Below are 17,864 nucleotides of genomic sequence, written 5' to 3'. Positions count from 1 at the left end.
GAACGCATATGGCCACGAAGAACACCGCCGCCGACACCGATACCGACACCGACGGCCCGCTGATCGACCTTAACGAGGCCGACGTCAAAAAGCTGATCGCGCGCGGCAAGAAGCGCGGTTACCTGACCTATGACGAGCTGAACGCGGCGTTGCCGCAGGACCAGATGTCGTCGGAGCAGATCGAAGACATCATGTCGGCGATCTCTGACATGGGCATCAACATCGTCGAGAGCGACGAGGATGTTCAGGAAGAAGCCGAACAGGACGCCGACGAGGATATCGACGTCAGCGCCAACTCGGGTTCGCTGAGCGCGCCCGCGATCGAGAAGAAGAAGGAAACGGTCGATCGCACCGACGATCCCGTTCGCATGTACCTGCGCGAGATGGGCGCGGTCGAACTGCTCAGCCGCGAAGGCGAAATCGCGATCGCGAAGCGCATCGAGGCCGGCCGCGACACGATGATCCTCGGCCTTTGCGAAAGCCCCCTGACCTTCAACGCGATCATCGAATGGTCGAACGCGCTGAACAATGGCGACATGCAACTGCGCGAGATCGTCGACCTGGAAGCGATGCTCTCGAAAGACCCTGCGCCCGAGAACCTTGAAGAAGAAGGCGCCGAGGACGACGGCGAGATCAGCGAGAAGACCGCCGGCGTCTCGTTCAAGGACGAGGATGAAGTCGAGGAGGAACCGTCGGCTGACGGCGACGACGAGGACGGCGAAGGCTCTTCGGGCAAGCGCGAGAGCTTCGAGGAAGACGAAGAGGACAATACGCTGAGCCTCGCGGCGATGGAGGAGCTGCTCAAGCCCGACGCGCTCGAGAAGTTCGCCAACATCACCAAGAGCTTCAAGGCGTTCCAGAAGCTTCAGGACGCGCGCCTCGAATCGCTGTCGGGCGGCGAGGAATTCCCTTCGGCCTCCGAGAAGAAATATCACAAGCTGCGTGAGGAACTCACCGCGCAGGTCGAAAGCGTGCAGTTCCATAACACCAAGATCGAATATCTGGTCGACCAGCTTTACAGCTACAACCGTCGCCTGACCGCGCTCGGCGGCCAGATGCTGCGCCTTGCCGAACGCCATAAGGTTCCGCGCAAGTCGTTCCTCGACAATTATGTCGGGCGCGAGCTTGAAGAAAACTGGATCGATGGCGTCGGGTCGATCGACAAGAAGTGGGCCGCGTTCGCCGAGAATGAGGCCGGGGCCGTCGACCGCATCCGCATCGAGATCAGCGAAATCGCGCAGGCGGCGGGCATGAGCCTCGTCGAATTCCGCCGCGTCGTGAACATGGTCCAGAAGGGCGAGCGCGAAGCGCGCATCGCCAAGAAGGAAATGGTCGAGGCGAACCTGCGCCTCGTGATCTCGATCGCCAAGAAATATACGAACCGCGGCCTGCAGTTCCTCGACCTCATTCAGGAAGGCAATATCGGCCTGATGAAGGCGGTCGACAAGTTCGAGTATCGCCGCGGCTACAAGTTCAGCACCTATGCGACCTGGTGGATCCGGCAGGCGATCACCCGCTCGATCGCCGATCAGGCACGCACGATCCGCATCCCGGTCCATATGATCGAGACGATCAACAAGCTGGTCCGTTGCAGCCGTCAGTTCCTCCACGAAAGCGGCCGCGAGCCGACTCCCGAGGAAATGGCCGAGCGTCTGTCGATGCCGCTCGAAAAGGTTCGCAAGGTGATGAAGATCGCCAAGGAGCCGATTTCGCTCGAAACACCGATCGGCGACGAGGAAGACAGCCACCTCGGCGATTTCATCGAGGACAAGAACGCCGTCATCCCGGTCGACGCTGCGGTGCAGTCGAACCTCAAGGAAACGGTTACCCGTGTCCTCGCCTCGCTCACCCCGCGTGAGGAACGCGTGCTTCGCATGCGTTTCGGCATCGGGATGAACACCGACCACACGCTCGAGGAAGTCGGCCAGCAGTTCAGCGTGACGCGCGAACGTATCCGCCAGATCGAGGCGAAGGCGCTGCGCAAGCTCAAGCACCCGAGCCGCAGCCGCAAGATGCGGAGCTTCCTCGACCAGTAACAACGGGCCACCCGGCTCAACGAACGTCCATCCACTGGACCACGACGCCCCGCTCGCGATTATCCGCGAGCGGGGCGTTTTCGTTGGCGTGCCCGGATTAATTGTGCGCCGCACAATTATTTTCGCCAAGCTACTTCAAATCTTCATCTTTCCACCCCAGATGGCGCCTCGGCGGCAGATGGGCGCTTCAGCTTCGCTTAATCTTCGCGCCGCCAAATGGCGAATAATCCCACCCGATGGGACAATGTTCAGTGAAGACCGGGCGATTTGGCGGTTCGAGGCGCCGAAAAGCCCGGAAATGCAAGGATAGCCACAATTGGCACGCCCGTTGCTTAGCAGGGGGCATCGGGCGGCACTCCCCCTCGCCGCCAAAAGGAAAGACAAGAAGATGGAACAGCAGAACACCAATCTCTTCCGCCGCCGCGACACCTTCTTCGGTATCTGCGAGGCCGTTGGCCAGGACTTCGGCTTCAACCCGCTGTACATCCGCCTAGCGTTCATCGCGCCGCTGTTCTTCTTTCCCGTCCAGACCTTTGCCGCCTATTTCGCGCTCGGCGGCATCGTGCTCGCCTCGCGCCTCCTCTTCCCGAACAAGGCCGCCGCCCAAGCCGCGCCGGTTGCGGCAGAGCCGGCCGCGATGATCGAGGACAAGACGGGCGAATACGCCCTCGCAGCTTGACGGGGTAACGGGCCGGAAACCTCCCTCTCTCCTGCCCTTTCCCTTCAGCCGTGGCGCTCGTGGCGCCACGATCGGACCGGCAAGCTTCCCCGGGCTTGCCGGTCTCGCTGTCTCTATCCGGCACAGCCGCCGGGCAAATGCGGAGACCGCTCATAAACGCGACGTTTACGACGTTGCTCTATGGCTGGACGTTCGAAATCCATGCGGCGGGCGCTCGCTCCGCTGCAACAGGCAAGGATGAAGCGTTGAGCCAGTCGACCCAGCCCAAGCTGCAACCGCGCGGCGTCGCCGAACTGCTCGATAATCTGGTCGCCAGTGAAGGCACCGGCGCGCACGCACATGTCAAGTCGGGCGCGCTGTCGAGCGGCCCCGATGCGATGCGCAACCTTGCCGATGCGGTGCATTTCCTGTGCCTGCTCCACGGCCGATATCCGGGTGTCGTCGACAGCGCGGTGCGCAAGGCGGTCGATCCCGCGTCGCGCAAATGGATGGAGGAGGCCGCACAGGCCTTTGCCCAGGAACGTGCCTTCCTCTCGAAAATCGCCTCGGCGGTCGGCCCCGTGCCGAGCACGCAGGGTCAGGCACAATGCGAGGCGGCCGTCGCCGCCCAGCGCCGCGCGCTCGACATGCTCGCCGAATCGGATCGTCAGGGCTGCGCGATGGGCGCGGCGATCGCCTTGACGCTCGATTGGCGCACGATCCGCGTGCTGCTCGACATCAGCGCCCAGCGGCTCGAGCTTGCGACACCGCGCTGCACCCTGCCCGACCTGCGCGATACCGCACGCGTCGCGGCGCAGATCGCCGACGGCCCGGCGGTCGAACGCGCCGTCGCTTTCGGCGCGCAGCAGCTCATCGCGCAGCACAGCGGCCTGTGGGATCTTCTCGCCGCCCGCGCCGCCAGCCGCGCCCACCCGTAACCGCCGACCGTCGCGGGACGGGGAGATTCACTTGCACCCCCTGCCCCGCTGTGCCATTTCGCTTGACGTTCACGTTAAGGGAAAGAGCCGATGCGTTTCGATGGTACCAGCGCCTATATCGCCACCGACGACCTGAAGGTTGCCGTCAACGCCGCGACGATGCTTCGCCGGCCCCTGCTCGTGAAGGGCGAACCCGGCACCGGCAAGACCGTGCTGGCCGAAGAGATTTCGAAGGCGTTCGACGCGCCGCTGATCACCTGGAACATCAAGTCGACGACGAAGGCGCAACAGGGCCTCTATGAATATGACGCGGTCGCGCGCCTGCGCGACGGTCAGCTCGGCGAAGAGCGTGTCCACGACATCCGCAACTATATTCGCAAGGGCAAGCTGTGGGAGGCATTCACCAGCCCCAAGCTTCCCGTCCTGCTGATCGACGAGATCGACAAGGCCGATATCGAATTCCCGAACGACCTGCTTCAGGAACTCGATCGCATGGCCTTCCATGTGTACGAGACCGACGAGACGGTCAGTGCCAAAGAACGCCCGATCGTCGTCATCACCTCGAACAATGAAAAGGAACTGCCCGACGCTTTCCTGCGCCGCTGTTTCTTCCACTATATCAAATTCCCCGACCGCGACACGATGGCCGAAATCGTCGAGGTGCACTTCCCGGGCATCCAGAAAACGCTGGTCAGCCGCGCGATGGACATTTTCTACGAGGTGCGCGACGTCCCCGGCCTCAAGAAAAAGCCCTCGACCAGCGAGCTCATCGACTGGCTGAAGCTGCTGCTCAACGAGGATATGCCGCTCGAAGTGCTTCAGAACCGCGACGTCGGCAAAGCGATCCCGCCGCTCCACGGCGCGCTGCTCAAGAACGAACAGGATGTGATGCTGTTCGAAAAGCTCGCCTTCATGGCGCGTCGTCAGGGAAGCTGATGGCCTACACCGGCCGCTGCTCCTGCGGCGCGGTCGAACTCCGGATCGACGGCGAACCGCTCGCGGTGCGCCAATGCTGGTGCCGGCGCTGCCAGCAGATCGCGGCGGGCGGACCGACGAACAACGCCGTCTTCCTGACCGCCGATATCACGATCGACGGGCCGACCGCGTCATATGATTATGTTGCCGATAGCGGCAACATGCTGACCCGCACCCACTGCCCAGCCTGCGGCACGCCGATCCTCGGCGGCTCCTCGGCCCGGCCGCAGATGCGCGTCGTGCGGCTCGGCGTGCTCGACCGGGCACATGAGTTCAAACCGACGATGGCGATCTGGACGAGCGAGGCGCCCGGGTGGGCGGTTCTCGATCCGGCGATGGAGCAATATCCGGCACAGCCGCCGGTTCCGCCCGCCCCTCAGAGCTGATAGGCGACCTCGACGTCGCCCCAGCGCCGGCCGTTGATGATCGCGGGCATATAGACGTTGCGGACGGTCAGGTAGTTGATGCCGTCGCCTTCCTGGCGATAGACGGTCATGAAGAACGGCGCGTTACTGTGCTTCGCCGCCGCGTCGGTCTCGTCATAGAGGATGCGGCCGTTGCGGCAGTGCGCGGTGTCATGTTCGACGTCGCCGGTCGGAGCGCGCGAACAGTCGGTGATGTGCGTCGGCAGAAAGCCGTTCATGTCGCCCGCCGACGACATCTTGATCTCGGGATGCTCGGCAACGATCTGGTCGAACAACGGACGCCAGTTGGCATCGGCCCAGTCGCAGAGCGTCGTGCGGAAGCGTTCGGGGTTCGACCCCGGCACGCGGACATAGTCGGTATCGAACAGCTGCTCCATCGTCAGCTTGCCGTCGGCGATCGCATCCTCGGCCAGAGTGACGAAGCGGTCGCGGACGCGCGAGGCGAGCTCGACGATCGCGGAATCGGCGGGGCTGACCCCGGCCGAGATCACCGCGTTGAACATGCGGTTCGACACATGCTCCATCGACAGGATCGACGAGCGCGTGCCGTCGAGGATCGCGCTGTTGTCGCGCACCGAATGAACGACGCGATCCATCGCTTCGCGGACCCGTGCACCATTGGCATGCACCATCGCGCTCGACTGCGCGATACGGTCGCTCTGGTCGTCGAGCAGCGCGACAAGATGCGTCGCATCGTGCAGCGCATCGGTAATCGTCTCGAACTGCGCCTCGGCGCGGCTCGACTGTTCGACCCCCGACTGGATCTCGGTGACCAGCCCGCCCGCTTCGGCGGCAAGGCTGCCGATCGAGCGGCGGATCTCGTCGGTGGCGCTGCGCGTATTCTGCGCCAGCTTCTTCACCTCTGCGGCGACGACCGCAAAGGTCCGCCCGGCATCGCCCGCACGCTCGGCCTCGATCGCGGCGTTAAGCGCCAGCATGTTTGTGGTCTTGGCGATCTGTTCGATCGACTGGCTGACCTGCTGCACCTGCTCCATCACCGCAGCGAAATTGGTGACGTGCGTGCCCAGTCGCGCGATCAGGTCGATAACCGACCGGAATTCGGTCACCGCGCCATTGACGCGCTCCGCCCCGGCATCGAGCTGTTCGCAGGCGCGCGCCGACAGCAGCTTCGCCTCGTCGGTGGAATCCGCGATCTGCCGCTGGTCGGCCTCCAGACTGACGACGAACTCTTCCAGGCGGCCGAGTTCGGAAATCTGGCGATCCATCTGGTCGGTGGCGCGCTTGATACGGCCGGCCGCATCGCTGCAGCCCACCGCCAGCTCGCCGCAATCGCTCGCGACCGACTGGTCGAGAATCTGTGCCGCCGGATTGATCGGATCGAATTTCATCGCGCACCCACGTCCCTGAATGATCGCGAAGATATGCCGAACATTGGTTAATGGGGCGTCAATGGGTGGTGAGCGTGACGAGGCGACTTAGGGGTGGGAAGCGGACTTTATGTCGACATTTTTGAGATTGCTTGCAGCGCCGCCGCGATCGCGAAAAATCCTGCAAATATGCGCCATCCGATAACTTCTTTCGGACTCAGGGGATTTGCTCGACCGAAGCTGGCAATTTTGAGCATGCGTTGGGGCATGGCGGCTATCAGTAAGAAGAACCCCACGGCAGTTAAGTCGAATTCTAGCGACATGGGTTGTGGTAACATTATTTTATCCCCTGCTAGCGTCGCTCGATTTAGCGGAGGCTCAGAACGTCTGCAATCGGTCGTTACCGGACGTCCGGGCAAATTCCCAATGAATCAAAGCGCTGCGGTCAAATCCGCCAGATGCCGGCGGAGCGCCGGGAATTCATCATCGCGGGTGATACCCAGCCGCACAATCGTTACCCGCTGCGACGGCGAGACGATGATGTACTGGCCCTGATGGCCGATACAGGCAAACAGGTCGTTGGGGCCGCGGTCGGGCCAAAGCGCCGCGTCGCTGCCCGGCGGGCGACGGCGGTTGAGCCAGATATGGCCGCCATAGCCGGCGTCGTCCTGCGACGGCGTCAGCATGAAGCGCATCCAGGTTTCGGGCAGCAACCGCTGACCGTCGACGACGCCATGGTTGCGCAGAAACTCGCCGAACTTCGCATAGTCGCGCGCGGTCGCGTGCATCACCGATCCACCGATCATCGTGCCCCTGGCATCGAACTCGGGGGTCAGGCTGGTCATGCCGAGCGGTTCGGTCAGCCGGCCGCGCATGAAGTCGAGCATCGCGTCGCGGCGCGCTTCGGGATTGTCCGACGGGGTCAGCGTGTCGGCGACGATGTCGGCCAGAATGACGCTGGTCGCCGAGCTGTAGTTGAAAATCTCGTCGGGTTTGGCGGCGGCGGGCTTGGCCTCGGCAAAGCCCGCCATGTCGCCCGCGCCGCCGCCGAAGAGCATGTCGACAGTATCGCCCTTCCACACCGGATCGCCGGTTTCGACATGCTCGAGCCCCGAGGACATGTGGAGCAAATGCCGCAGCGTGATCGCGCCGCGCGGATCGCCGCTTCGCTGCCAGGCCGCAACCGGGGCCGGCCCATCAAGCGACAATTGGCCGTCGGCGACGAGGAAGCCGGTCAGCACCGCCGTGATGCTTTTCGCCATCGACCAGCTGATCAGTTTCGAATTGCGGTCGAAGCCCTGCCCATAGCGTTCGTAGACCAGTTCGCCATCCTGAAGCACGAGCAGCGCGCGTGTCTCGCCGACATCGCCCGCATCGGCGAACAGGGCGTCGGCTTTGCCCTTGATTGCCGGATCGAGCGCCGGCAGTGCTTCGGATGCATCGACCGGCCGGGGTTCGGGTAAGGCACCCTGCCCCGCCGCCTGCGTCAACGACCAGCCGCCGAGCAGCAGCAGTGCGGCACTTGCCAGCATGGCTTTTTTCGTGATCATGACGCACCGTGACTAACACCAACCCACCCGATACGGCAACGGGCGAGCAGCGTCCGGGCGCGCCGCGCCCCGAAGTGCCGCCGCATCTGCACGGTCGCAAGCGCCGCGGCGGCAAAAGCGGCGGCTGTTTGCCGTGGATCATCGGCTTCGGGGTGCTGCTCGCGATCTTCCTTGTGTGGAAATTCCCCTCGTTCAAGGCGCAGGCGGAACTCGGGTCGGCCTATGCCGCGCGCGTCGGCTGTTCATGCCGATACGTGCAGGGTCGCAGCCTCGACAGCTGCCAGAGCGATTTCGAGCCGGGGATGGAGCTGGTGTCGCTGAGCGACGATCCGGCGACGAAGACGGTGACCGGGAGCGTGCCGCTGCTCGCCTCGCGCAGCGCGCGCTACGCGGGCGCCAGCGGCTGCCTGATCAACCCCGCGAATTAGGGCCGAGGCGCGCGGTGATCAGCGCGAGCGCCGCCGGGGCGCCGAAGACGAGCAGCCACACCACCGCCTCTTCACCCCAGCCATAGCCCGCCGACAGCACGCCGACGAGCAGGTTGCCGACCGAAACGATCAGCCACAGGAACAGAAAGGCAAATGTCGCGCGCGCCTTGTCGCGAACGAACAGGCGCAGCACGATCAGCAAGGCGACGCCGGCGATCAGCATGATAACGGTATGCGACATGGTCCCTGATACTCCCCACAGATGATTTAGGTGTCGGCGCTTTGAAACCGGCCGATCCACGGCGCCCAGCGTCGCCAGCCGCCGTTATAGCTGCTCCATTCCCAGATCGCGGTGAAGGTCAGGACGGCGGCCGCCGCGATCCCGAGCGCGATCGGTTGCCAGTGAAGGAACCACGCCGCCGCACCGGCCACGATGAGCAGCACCGCACCGATCATGTGCGAAAAAGGCGGCAGGCCGCGGTCGTTGGTCGTCTTTTTGAACCCCATATTGCCGATCAGGAACAGCAGTCCGCCGCCGACCGTGACTGCCAGAAACTGTGGCTCGATATGGCCATAGGGATGCATCAGCAGCATCTCGTCCGCGACCGCCGACACGACGAGCCCGGCGACAATCGGGATATGCCAATAGGTATAGGCGTTGCGCGCGAGGAGGCCGGCCTGATCGCTGGCCTCGATCCGCGCGCTGCCGCGCACCGCGCCGGTATCGAAATAGAGCCACCAGAGCGCTGCGGATCCGAGGAAGCAGATCGCGAAGGCCAGCCAGTGCAGACCGTCCTGCGGCAGCGTGGCAAAAGTCGCGCCGGTGATCAGCACTCCTTCGCCGAGCGAGATGATCACGAACAGCGCGCAGCGTTCGGCCATATGCGCCCCCGAGATATCCCAGTCATTGCCCTTTGACCGGCCGAGGCCGGGGGTCGGGAAGAAGGTGATCGGGCCCATATAATCGACGAGCAAGGCGGCGCCCCACAGGACCAGCCGCATCTCCGGCTCGGCCAGCGCGCCGCCGACCCAAAAGGGCAGCGACAGGAAATGCCAGAACAGGATGCGCGTGAAATTGCGGGCGCGGCCATCGTGGATGCCCCGGCTCGCCCAGACCATATAGAGTGTGCGGCCGATCTGCATCGAACAGTACGCCGCGGCGAACAGCCAGCCATTCTTGCCGAAAGCGGTCGGGATCGAGCTCGACAGCGCGAGCCCGCCGAGCATCAGAAGGATCAGCATCAACCGTACATTCGCTCGGTCGGGATCGAGCCAGTTGGCGACCCAGGTCGTGAAGATCCACACCCACCAGACCGCGAAAAGCATAAGCAGCGTCTGGAGCGCTCCGAGCCAGCCGAGATGTGCGAGCAGCGCGTGCGACAGCTGGGTAATCGCGAAAACGAACACCAGATCGAAGAACAGCTCGATATTGGTTACGGGCGCGTGCCCATGCCCCTCACGCACCCGGAATAAATTCGCCCTAGCCATCGAGTTCGGCCCTCCCCTTCGCAAATGCGCGCCATTCCCCCGGTGACATAGCAAGCTTGCGGCGAAAGGCAGCACAGAGATGCGCGTGGCTGGAGAAGCCCGTCGCGAACGCGATCTCGGCAACCGAAAGCGGGCGGTTGGCAAGGAACCAGCAGGCGCGGCGCAGCCGCTGGTGCAGCACATATTGCGCGGGGGTCCAGCCGGTCGCCCGCGCGAAGTTCGCGATCAGGCTGTTTACCGACATGCCCGCCTCCGCCGCCATATCCTCGACCGTGATCTGGATTTCGAGCTGCGTCTGGATCGACGCCATCAGATGATCGATGCGTTCCATGACCGCGGGCGACAGCGGCCGCTCGACCCGCCGCGCGAGCGTTTCTGCGAGCAGCGCCAACAGCGCGCCACCGGCTTTGGTTTCGCCGACGGCAATCTCGCGCATCAGCGCCGCCATCATCCGGTCCTGATGCGCCGCGATCGGGCGCGCATCTTTCGGAACCGCGAGCCGCGACGTCGGAATTTCGATTTCGATGATCCGTACACCGCCGCCCTTCGCCGCAGCGCGGTAGATATGCCCCGCAGGGATGAACCACATCTCGCCCGGCAACGGATCGCCAAGCGAGGTACGATGATCGTCAAGCCAGGTTTCGAGCCAGTGGTAGCTGCCCGCCTCGTGCAGGATCAGCCGGTGCGCTTCGCCTTCAATCGTCCAGCTGGAAGGGCCGTCGATCCGGTCTACCTTCGTGACCGCCCTGAGCCTGCCCGTTTTCATGACTGCAAATATGGCAGCAATGGGAGAATCTGAAAGCCTGCAATAGGGGGCAAACTTATGGTTAACTCGCGCCCGAGCTAGACGGGTGCATGATTTGAAGAAATGCGGCAACCCCGCAGAACCGACCCCTCCCGGCAGGCGGCGGCACCCCTGCCGCCTGCCAACTTTTTCCTTAAATTTTATGGTCTTAAAAGGCGCGCCGCATCAGCGGTTGGCGAGGAATTCGTCCATCGCGACATTGACCGCTTCGGGCTTTTCCCACGGCACGAAATGGCCGCAGCCGGGCACCTTCACGATCACCGAATTGGGGACGAGTTCGTCCATTCCGTCGAGGTTGCAGGCGGGCAGCGCGACGTCGTCGAGCGCCCAGACGACGAGGGTCGGAATGGTCAGTGTCGGGAACGGAACGGCCGCCGGCTCGGCATAGGGCTCGTCCATCGCCGGGACATTCGCGGGCGATCCGCGATACCAGTTGATCATCGCGCGACAGGTGTCGCGATCCTCCCAATCCTTCAGCAGGCGGGCGATCTCGTCAGGCGGCTGGATACCGCCGCTCGGCACGCGGCCGGCAAAGGCATGCGCGAGAATGCCTGCGATGCCATGCTCCTCGATGATTGCATCGCTTGCCGGATCGCGGAAGGTACGGATATATTGGCTCGCCTCGCGCTGTTCCGGGTTGGTGAGCAGCAGCCGCTGAAAGATCGCCGGATGCGGCGCATTGGCGATCACCGCGCGGGTCACGCGGCCCGCCCATTGCGGATGCAGCCTGCCCGGCTGGCCGCCGAGCGCGACGCCCCACGCAATCGCCCCGCCCCAGTCGTGGCCGACGATCGTGAAGTCGTCGACGCCGAGCGCGTCGGCGAGCGCGAAGATGTCGGCGATCAGCTTGTCGGGGGTATAAGCCTCAACATCCTTCGGCTTCGACGATCCGCGATAGCCGCGCTGATCGGGGGCGATGCAGCGGAAGCGGTCCGAGAAATGCGGCAGCTGAAAGCGCCACGTGCGGTGCGATTCCGGAAAGCCGTGCAGGAAGATCAGCACCGGTGCATCACGCGGCCCGACATCGACGACGTCGAGTTCGACCCCGGTCGACAGCGCCACCCTCTTCTGCTCGAAATCGCCGCTCATGCATCGCTCCTTTGGTTTCGTTTCGAAACCGTCTGGCGGACGTCGTCGCTGCTGGCAAGCTGCAACAAATGGCGGGTCGATGACAGCCGGATAATGTAGGATAAGGCCCATTTGAAGGCTGTGTTGGCTCTGGGGTGGGATTCCTGCCTTTCAATTCTCGTCATGCTGAACTGTTTCAGCATCCATGGACCGAGCCCTCGTCCGGCGCAGAGCTTAAGGAAAAGGCCGGCCATGGATCCTGAAACAAGTTCAGGTTGACGATGCTAAAAATGTCGCCTTTCGGTCGTCAACTACCCTTCACGGATAACCGGGCGTTTTCGGCACTTCCGGGATCGGAATGAACTCCTCGCTGTCGCCGGGGACGAGCGGGAATTTGCGATCCTTCCAGTCGTGCTTCGCTTCGTTGATCCGGTCGCGCGAGGAACTCACAAAGTTCCACCACAGGTGCCGCGGCGTCGTGAAAGCCTCGCCGCCGAGCAGCATCACGCGCGCGTCGGTGGCGGCGCGCAGCGTCATCGCCTGTCCGGGCTTCAGAATATAAAGGCTATAGCGGTCGAGCGGCTCGCCATCGAGGGTCGCGTCGCCCATCGCGACGACGACCGCGCGCTCGTCGGCCTCGGCCTCGATCGGCAGGCTCGCTCCCGCGTTCATCATGATGTCGGCATAGATGGTCGCGGCATGCTGCGTCGTCGGTGCTGTCGCGCCCCACAGGCTACCCATGATCACGCGGGCGGAGACATTGCCATCCTCGACCAGCGGCAGATCGCCCGCGGCGACATGCTCGAACGCCGGATCGATCTCTTCCTTGCCGTCGGGAAGCGCGAGCCAGGTCTGCATGCCCGAGATCGGCGAGCCCGTGGCGCGCTCGGCCCGCGGCGTCCGCTCCGAATGGACGATGCCGCGACCGGCGGTCATCAGGTTGCACGCGCCGGGACGGATCGTCGCATAAGTGCCGAGGCTGTCGCGATGGTCGATCGCGCCTTCGAACAAATAGGTCAGTGTCGACAGGTTGATGTGCGGGTGCGGCCGCACATCCATCCCCTGCCCGATATCGAAATGCGCCGGGCCGAACTGGTCAACGAAAATGAACGGCCCGACCATCGTCCGTTCCTTGTCCGGTAGCGTGCGCCGAACGTCGAACGCGCCGATATCGTGGGTCGAGGGAGTGATGACAGTGAACATCAATCGAGCCTTTCCAGCGTCTTTTTCGTCTTTTCGGTTTCGACATTGCCGGTGTTGCGCGTCGAACCGGGTTCGAGCAACAGCACATGGCATTCGCCATCGACCGCCTCGGGGCAATGCTCGGTGCCGTACGGCACGATGATAAATTCGCCCGGCCCGACGATCACGTCGCCATCGCGCAGCCCCATCTTCATCCGGCCCGACACGACGAGAAACAATTCGTCCTCGGCGTCATGATGGTGCCAGTCGAACTTGCCGGCGAACTTCACCAGCTTGACCTGGAAATTGTTTATGTCGCCTGCGACCCGCGGGTTCCAGTGATCGTGGAACGTCGCAAAGGCGTCGGCGAGATTGACCTTGTCGATCGTCATGAAGCGGCCCTTCGCAATATCTTTTCCATCGCCTTGCCCTTCGCGAGTTCGTCGATCAGCTTGTCGAGATAGCGGATCTCGCGCATCAGCGGTTCGGCGACCTCTTCGACGCGCACGCCGCAGACGAGGCCTTTAATTTCCGCCCGCGCAATGTTCATCTTCGGCGCCCCGGCGAAGAAACCCGTGAAATCGGTTTTTGCGGCGATCTGCGCATCGAGTTGCGTCTGGTCGTAGCCGGTCAACCAGCGGATAACCTCGTCGACCTCGGCCTTGGTCCGCCCCTTGCGTTCGGCCTTCGCGACATAATGGGGGTAAACGCTCGAAAAGCTCGTCGAATAGATGCGATGCCCGGCCATATCCGCTGATCCTATTCTCCGGGCGCACTCGCTTTTATCGCCAGCGCGTGGACGCGGTTGCCGGGCATATCGCCAAGCGCCTTGTTAACCGCCCGCTGGCGCGCGACCCGATTCTGGCCGGCAAAACCGCCCCATTCGATGCTCAGGCTGAAATGCGATTCGCCCGATCCATCGTCGCCGGCATGGCCATGATGCTTGGCACTATCGTTGCTGAGGAGAAAATTTGCGTCGGGAAAAGCGGCGGTCAGCCGCTCTTCCATCTCGCGTTGCACTGGACCTTTTTGTGTCATGCCCCCATGTTGGGGCCGGACAATCCGCATGACAAGCCCCCGCTCCCCCCGATTCCACGGCCGCGTTCCGCGCGAAGCCCCCTGTGCCGTTCCCGGCTGCCGCGAAGCCGGCGAATTTCGTGCGCCCGTAACGCAGCACCGCTCGCCCGATGGCCCCCCGCCCTATCGCTTCCTGTGCCTCGACCATGTGCGCGAGTTCAACGCGGGCTATAATTTCTTCGAGGGCATGAGCGCCGACCAGATCATGGCGGCGCAATCGCCTACCGCCGGCTGGGAAACCGAAAGCCGGGCCTTTCGCGCTGCGGGCAGCGCCGACCTGCCCCCGCGCTGGGCCGATTTCAAGGATCCGATGGACGCGCTCGGCGCCCGGTTCCGCCAACGGATGAACGAGGCACGCCGTGCGGCGGCCGACCCGCGTTTCAATCGCGAAGAGCATCGCGCGCTCGAGTTGATGGGGCTGCCGACCGATGCCGACCGCGCCGCGCTCCGCCGCCGCTACAGCGAACTCGTCCGCAAATATCACCCCGACCGGAACGGCGGCGATCGCAGTTTCGAGACGAGACTCGGCGAGGTTGTTGCGGCATATCAGCTGCTGAGAAAGACGAAGGCTTTCGCATAGGTCTTCGCACGGGAGAGCGACGATGAGCGACCTTGACGAACGGCGGATCGAAACCGTCCGCCGCCACATGGCACTGGAAATCACGCACGACTGGGACGGCGTCCTCGCAACCTTCGAGCATCCGCGATACGAGCTGCTCGGCCCCGGCACGATCTTCGACGGCGAGACGGCGGTGCGTTCCTATTTCGCAGCTTCACGCGAACCCTTTCCCGATCAGGCGAACGAGGTCATCGCGATCGCCGCCGACGCGGCCACCAATACGGTGCTGGTCGAATTCTGGCTGACCGGCACGCATCTGGGTCCGCTGAAGCTGGGCCTGCGCACGATCGAACCCACTGGCAACGCCTTCCGCATCCGGATCGCGGCGAGCTTCGAATTCGCGCCGGGCAGCGACAAGATCGTCTGCGAGCGCCCCTATTACGACCAGTCGGCGGTGATGAAGGCGCTCGGCCTCCTCTGACATTTCCCCGCATTCATAGGGCCTTGATCGCCGACGTTGCCTGACATAGCGTTGCGGCGGGGTCGATCGGGGGATCGTATATGAAACTGAAATGGACTGTGGCCGCGCTCGCGGCGCTTACGCTGACGGGTGCTGCCGCGCCCGGGCAACCGCGCTATGCCGCGCTGGTCGAGGATCTGGAAGGCGGCTTTCGCGGCTTCGCGGTTGCCGATCAGGCGAGCCGTGCGGACGCGGAGAAGGCCGCACTGGCGAAATGCGGCCAGCCATCCTGCGAGGTCGTGCTGGTGTTTTCGGGCCGCGCCTGCGGTTCGTTCCACCGGGCGAACGACGCCGGTTTCGAAACGCGCGCCTTCGGATGGGCGACCGAGCCCAAGCTGACCGAAGCGACCGCGCAATCGCTGAAGACCTGCTCCGCCGAACTTTATACCGGCGAAAGCTGCGTCCATCAGATCAAGGCCTGCAACAGTTCGGGCGGCGGCGAAGGGACGGTCGTCTATTCGATCAGCGACACGCTGGAGGACGAAGAGGAGTGGTAAGAGCATGCCGCCGGCGTTCGCACGACCGGCGCGACGGCTCCTCAACGCCAGAATAGACGTTGCAACGTGCAACCCATGAAGATACCGCGACGGCGAAGCGCCGCCCGGCGGCGACTCTCCCTGTTTGCTTGCGCTGGACTTTTGCCATGACCGATATTCCGAACAGCCTTCCCGACCACCACGGCTCGACGCTCCTCGCGGCGCCCGATGTCGAGGTCAGCGCGCGTGAGATGTTCGGCGTCGATATCGACATGATGGTCCCGGCCTTCAGCGAAGCCGACGAGCGCGTTCCCGACCTTGACCCCGCCTATGTCTTCGATGGCGACACGACGCTGGCGATCCTCGCCGGCTTCAAGTTCAATCGCCGCGTCATGGTGCAGGGCTATCACGGCACCGGAAAGTCGACCCACATCGAGCAGGTCGCCGCGCGGCTCAAATGGCCGTGCATCCGCGTCAACCTCGACGCGCACATCAGCCGCATCGATCTGGTCGGCCGCGACGCGATTGTGCTGAAGGACGGCAAGCAGGTCACCGAATTCCGCGAAGGCCTGCTCCCCTGGGCGCTGCAGACGCCCACTGCGCTGGTCTTCGACGAATATGACGCGGGCCGTCCCGACGTGATGTTCGTGATCCAGCGCGTGCTGGAGGCCGAAGGCAAGCTGACGCTGCTCGACCAGAACCGCGTGATCCGCCCGAACCCGCACTTCCGCCTCTTTTCGACCGCGAACACGGTCGGCCTCGGCGACACGAGCGGGCTGTATCACGGCACGCAGCAGATCAACCAGGGCCAGATGGACCGCTGGAACATCGTCGTCACGCTGAACTATCTGCCCGCCGCGACCGAAAGCGAGATCATCCTGAAGAAAGTGCCGGGCACCGACGACACGACCGTCGCCAATATGGTCAAGGTCGCCGATCTGACGCGTCAGGGCTTCATCAACGGCGACATCTCGACCGTCATGTCGCCGCGTACCGTGATCAGTTGGGCGCAGAATGCCGCGATCTTCAACAATCTCGGCTTCGCCTTCCGCCTGTCGTTCCTGAACAAGTGCGACGAAGCCGAACGGATGATCGTCGCCGAATATTATCAGCGCGTGTTCGGCGAGGATCTGCCCGAAGGGGTCGTCGGAAAGTGACGCCGATGCGCCACCTGTTGGTGGCGTCCGCCGCACTGGCGCTGACCGGCTGTGTGACACCGGTCGACTATGGCAAGATTCCGCACGGAGCCTATGTTGCCGACCCGCGCTGCACGGCGGTGGCGGGTGCGTCCGTCGATGATGCGGCGCTACCGCTGTTCTTCGTGACGAGCCGCCTGCCCGACTGCCGCACCGGCGCGATCAGCCTGCTCAACCATCGCGGCGACACCGTCCGTTATGGCCGCTTCGCCGCACCGCGCGAGACCGAAGTCGGCGGCAAGAAAAAGCTGCGGACGCCGATGGCGTTCCAGAACGAAGGCGACTGGTGGCAGGCTCTGCAGGCCGAGACCGATCGCAAGCAGGGCCGCGTCTTGCTCTACGTGCACGGCTATCGCGAAACGTTCGAGACGACGTCGAAAGACGCGGCGCAGATCGCGCGCATGACCAGCTTCGACGGGCCGGTGATCGAATATAGCTGGCCCTCGCAGGGACAGGTGCTGAAATATGCGGTCGACGAGACCAACATGTATCATGACGTCCGCCATTTCGGCGACTTCCTGCGCACGCTTGCCGACCGGCCGTGGGTCAAGGAGATCGTCATCGTCTCGCATTCGCTCGGCGCGCGATTGGTGATCCCGGCAGTTGCGACCGCCGACCGGCTGTCGCGCCGTGCCGGGCGAACGACCAACATCTCGAACATCATCCTCGCCTCGCCCGACATCGACCGCGAGACTTTCGAGCGCGATATCGTCGACGATGTGCTGGCGCCCGAGCGCGTCGAGCGCGGGCGGCATATGACGATCTACGTCTCGCTGAAGGACAAGGCGCTTGCGGCGTCGCGCGCGCTGCACGGCTACCCCCGATTGGGGTCGCCCTATTGCTTCGATCCGTTCGACGCCGCCGATCTGCGCGCCAAGGACCTGCCCGAGCGCTGTTATGTGAAGGCAGTGCCGGGCGTCACGGTGATCGACACGACCGAGGTGTCGCGCGGATCGACGGGGCACAGCAATTTCCTGCGCAGCGCGGTTGCGTGCCGCGATTTCATCGACGTGATCGCCGGAAAGAGCACACGGCCCGAGCGGGTCGCGACGCCATGGGCGCATATCTTTCGCCTCGTCCCCGATCCCGCCGATCCCAAACCCGACGACAATGCGATCTGTCACCGCATCGCCGGCGACGAGGAAGATTGAACGC

Annotated in this window: 21 protein-coding genes; 11 read left to right on the top strand and 10 right to left on the bottom strand. The window is 63.8% G+C overall.

Annotated elements, in window-relative coordinates; genetic code table 11:
• The first annotated feature begins 8 nt into the window (after positions 1-8).
• From rpoD to ACQY80_RS13475, 5 genes are all read left to right on the top strand, one after another.
• Entirely contained in the window at positions 9-2,036 is a 2,028-nt protein-coding gene (gene rpoD, locus ACQY80_RS13495; RefSeq protein ID WP_428680565.1) for an RNA polymerase sigma factor RpoD, read from the top strand.
• Between the two features lie 388 nt (positions 2,037-2,424).
• Positions 2,425-2,715, top strand: a complete 291-nt coding sequence (locus tag ACQY80_RS13490) for a PspC domain-containing protein (RefSeq protein ID WP_428680562.1) — start codon at positions 2,425-2,427, stop codon at positions 2,713-2,715.
• Between the two features lie 245 nt (positions 2,716-2,960).
• Entirely contained in the window at positions 2,961-3,632 is a 672-nt protein-coding gene (locus ACQY80_RS13485; protein ID WP_428685868.1) for a DUF6975 family protein, read from the top strand.
• Positions 3,633-3,722: 90 nt separating this feature from the next.
• Positions 3,723-4,568, top strand: coding sequence for an AAA family ATPase (locus tag ACQY80_RS13480; RefSeq protein WP_428680559.1), 846 nt, complete (start codon positions 3,723-3,725; stop codon positions 4,566-4,568).
• Entirely contained in the window at positions 4,568-4,993 is a 426-nt protein-coding gene (locus tag ACQY80_RS13475; RefSeq protein WP_428680556.1) for a GFA family protein, read from the top strand. The genes ACQY80_RS13480 and ACQY80_RS13475 overlap by 1 nt, the downstream gene beginning before the upstream one ends.
• Here the strand turns inward: ACQY80_RS13475 and ACQY80_RS13470 are convergent.
• Positions 4,984-6,381, bottom strand: a complete 1,398-nt coding sequence (locus ACQY80_RS13470; protein WP_428680553.1) for a methyl-accepting chemotaxis protein — start codon at positions 6,379-6,381, stop codon at positions 4,984-4,986. The two genes, ACQY80_RS13475 and ACQY80_RS13470, sit on opposite strands and share 10 nt — an antisense overlap.
• A 410-nt stretch (positions 6,382-6,791) precedes the next feature.
• Positions 6,792-7,910, bottom strand: a complete 1,119-nt coding sequence (locus ACQY80_RS13465; protein ID WP_428680550.1) for a serine hydrolase domain-containing protein — start codon at positions 7,908-7,910, stop codon at positions 6,792-6,794.
• Positions 7,911-7,918: 8 nt separating this feature from the next.
• On the opposite strand from ACQY80_RS13465, the gene ACQY80_RS13460 reads away from it, so the two are divergent.
• A complete protein-coding gene (locus tag ACQY80_RS13460; RefSeq protein WP_428680547.1) occupies positions 7,919-8,338 on the top strand; it encodes a hypothetical protein in 420 nt (139 codons plus the stop codon).
• Here ACQY80_RS13460 and ACQY80_RS13455 read toward each other — a convergent pair.
• The 8 genes from ACQY80_RS13455 to ACQY80_RS13420 all read right to left on the bottom strand — a co-directional run bounded on the left by ACQY80_RS13455 (position 8,322) and on the right by ACQY80_RS13420 (position 13,919).
• Positions 8,322-8,579, bottom strand: a complete 258-nt coding sequence (locus ACQY80_RS13455; RefSeq protein WP_428680544.1) for a hypothetical protein — start codon at positions 8,577-8,579, stop codon at positions 8,322-8,324. The two genes, ACQY80_RS13460 and ACQY80_RS13455, sit on opposite strands and share 17 nt — an antisense overlap.
• Positions 8,580-8,605: 26 nt before the next feature.
• Entirely contained in the window at positions 8,606-9,826 is a 1,221-nt protein-coding gene (locus tag ACQY80_RS13450) for a low temperature requirement protein A (RefSeq protein WP_428680541.1), read from the bottom strand.
• Positions 9,819-10,592 carry a helix-turn-helix domain-containing protein gene (locus ACQY80_RS13445; protein WP_428680538.1) on the bottom strand — a complete coding sequence of 258 codons (774 nt, stop codon included), beginning with the start codon at positions 10,590-10,592 and terminating at the stop codon, positions 9,819-9,821. Before ACQY80_RS13445 ends, ACQY80_RS13450 begins: the two co-directional genes overlap by 8 nt.
• Before the next feature lie 204 nt (positions 10,593-10,796).
• Entirely contained in the window at positions 10,797-11,720 is a 924-nt protein-coding gene (locus ACQY80_RS13440) for an alpha/beta fold hydrolase (RefSeq protein WP_428680535.1), read from the bottom strand.
• 297 nt (positions 11,721-12,017) lie between these two features.
• The gene (locus tag ACQY80_RS13435) at positions 12,018-12,902 is read right to left on the bottom strand and encodes a pirin family protein (protein ID WP_428680532.1); all 885 of its coding nucleotides are present in this window, start codon (positions 12,900-12,902) and stop codon (positions 12,018-12,020) included.
• Positions 12,902-13,273: a cupin domain-containing protein gene (locus tag ACQY80_RS13430; RefSeq protein WP_428680529.1), complete on the bottom strand. Its 372-nt coding sequence runs from the start codon at positions 13,271-13,273 to the stop codon at positions 12,902-12,904. Before ACQY80_RS13430 ends, ACQY80_RS13435 begins: the two co-directional genes overlap by 1 nt.
• Complete coding sequence (locus ACQY80_RS13425) at positions 13,270-13,629, bottom strand: DUF2200 domain-containing protein (RefSeq protein WP_428680526.1); 360 nt, start codon at positions 13,627-13,629, stop codon at positions 13,270-13,272. Before ACQY80_RS13425 ends, ACQY80_RS13430 begins: the two co-directional genes overlap by 4 nt.
• 11 nt (positions 13,630-13,640) lie before the next feature.
• The gene (locus ACQY80_RS13420) at positions 13,641-13,919 is read right to left on the bottom strand and encodes a BolA family protein (protein WP_428680523.1); all 279 of its coding nucleotides are present in this window, start codon (positions 13,917-13,919) and stop codon (positions 13,641-13,643) included.
• A 28-nt stretch (positions 13,920-13,947) separates the two neighbouring features.
• On the opposite strand from ACQY80_RS13420, the gene ACQY80_RS13415 reads away from it, so the two are divergent.
• The 5 genes from ACQY80_RS13415 (at position 13,948) to ACQY80_RS13395 (ending at position 17,860) form a co-directional block, all read left to right on the top strand.
• Positions 13,948-14,538 (top strand): J domain-containing protein, encoded by a 591-nt coding sequence (locus ACQY80_RS13415; RefSeq protein WP_428680520.1) that lies wholly within the window; start codon positions 13,948-13,950, stop codon positions 14,536-14,538.
• Between the two features lie 22 nt (positions 14,539-14,560).
• Positions 14,561-14,998 carry an ester cyclase gene (locus tag ACQY80_RS13410; protein WP_428680517.1) on the top strand — a complete coding sequence of 146 codons (438 nt, stop codon included), beginning with the start codon at positions 14,561-14,563 and terminating at the stop codon, positions 14,996-14,998.
• 80 nt (positions 14,999-15,078) lie between these two features.
• Positions 15,079-15,534: a DUF4189 domain-containing protein gene (locus ACQY80_RS13405; protein WP_428680514.1), complete on the top strand. Its 456-nt coding sequence runs from the start codon at positions 15,079-15,081 to the stop codon at positions 15,532-15,534.
• A gap of 146 nt (positions 15,535-15,680) precedes the next feature.
• Positions 15,681-16,670: a cobaltochelatase subunit CobS gene (cobS, locus tag ACQY80_RS13400; protein ID WP_428680511.1), complete on the top strand. Its 990-nt coding sequence runs from the start codon at positions 15,681-15,683 to the stop codon at positions 16,668-16,670.
• Positions 16,671-16,675: 5 nt separating this feature from the next.
• Entirely contained in the window at positions 16,676-17,860 is a 1,185-nt protein-coding gene (locus tag ACQY80_RS13395; protein ID WP_428680508.1) for an alpha/beta hydrolase, read from the top strand.
• Positions 17,861-17,864 lie beyond the last annotated feature (4 nt).

This window comes from Sphingopyxis sp. (genome assembly GCF_965279755.1).
Lineage (GTDB): Bacteria > Pseudomonadota > Alphaproteobacteria > Sphingomonadales > Sphingomonadaceae > Sphingopyxis.
Note: the sequence above shows the minus strand (reverse complement) of the source record. Positions and strands in the feature narration are given on the sequence as shown.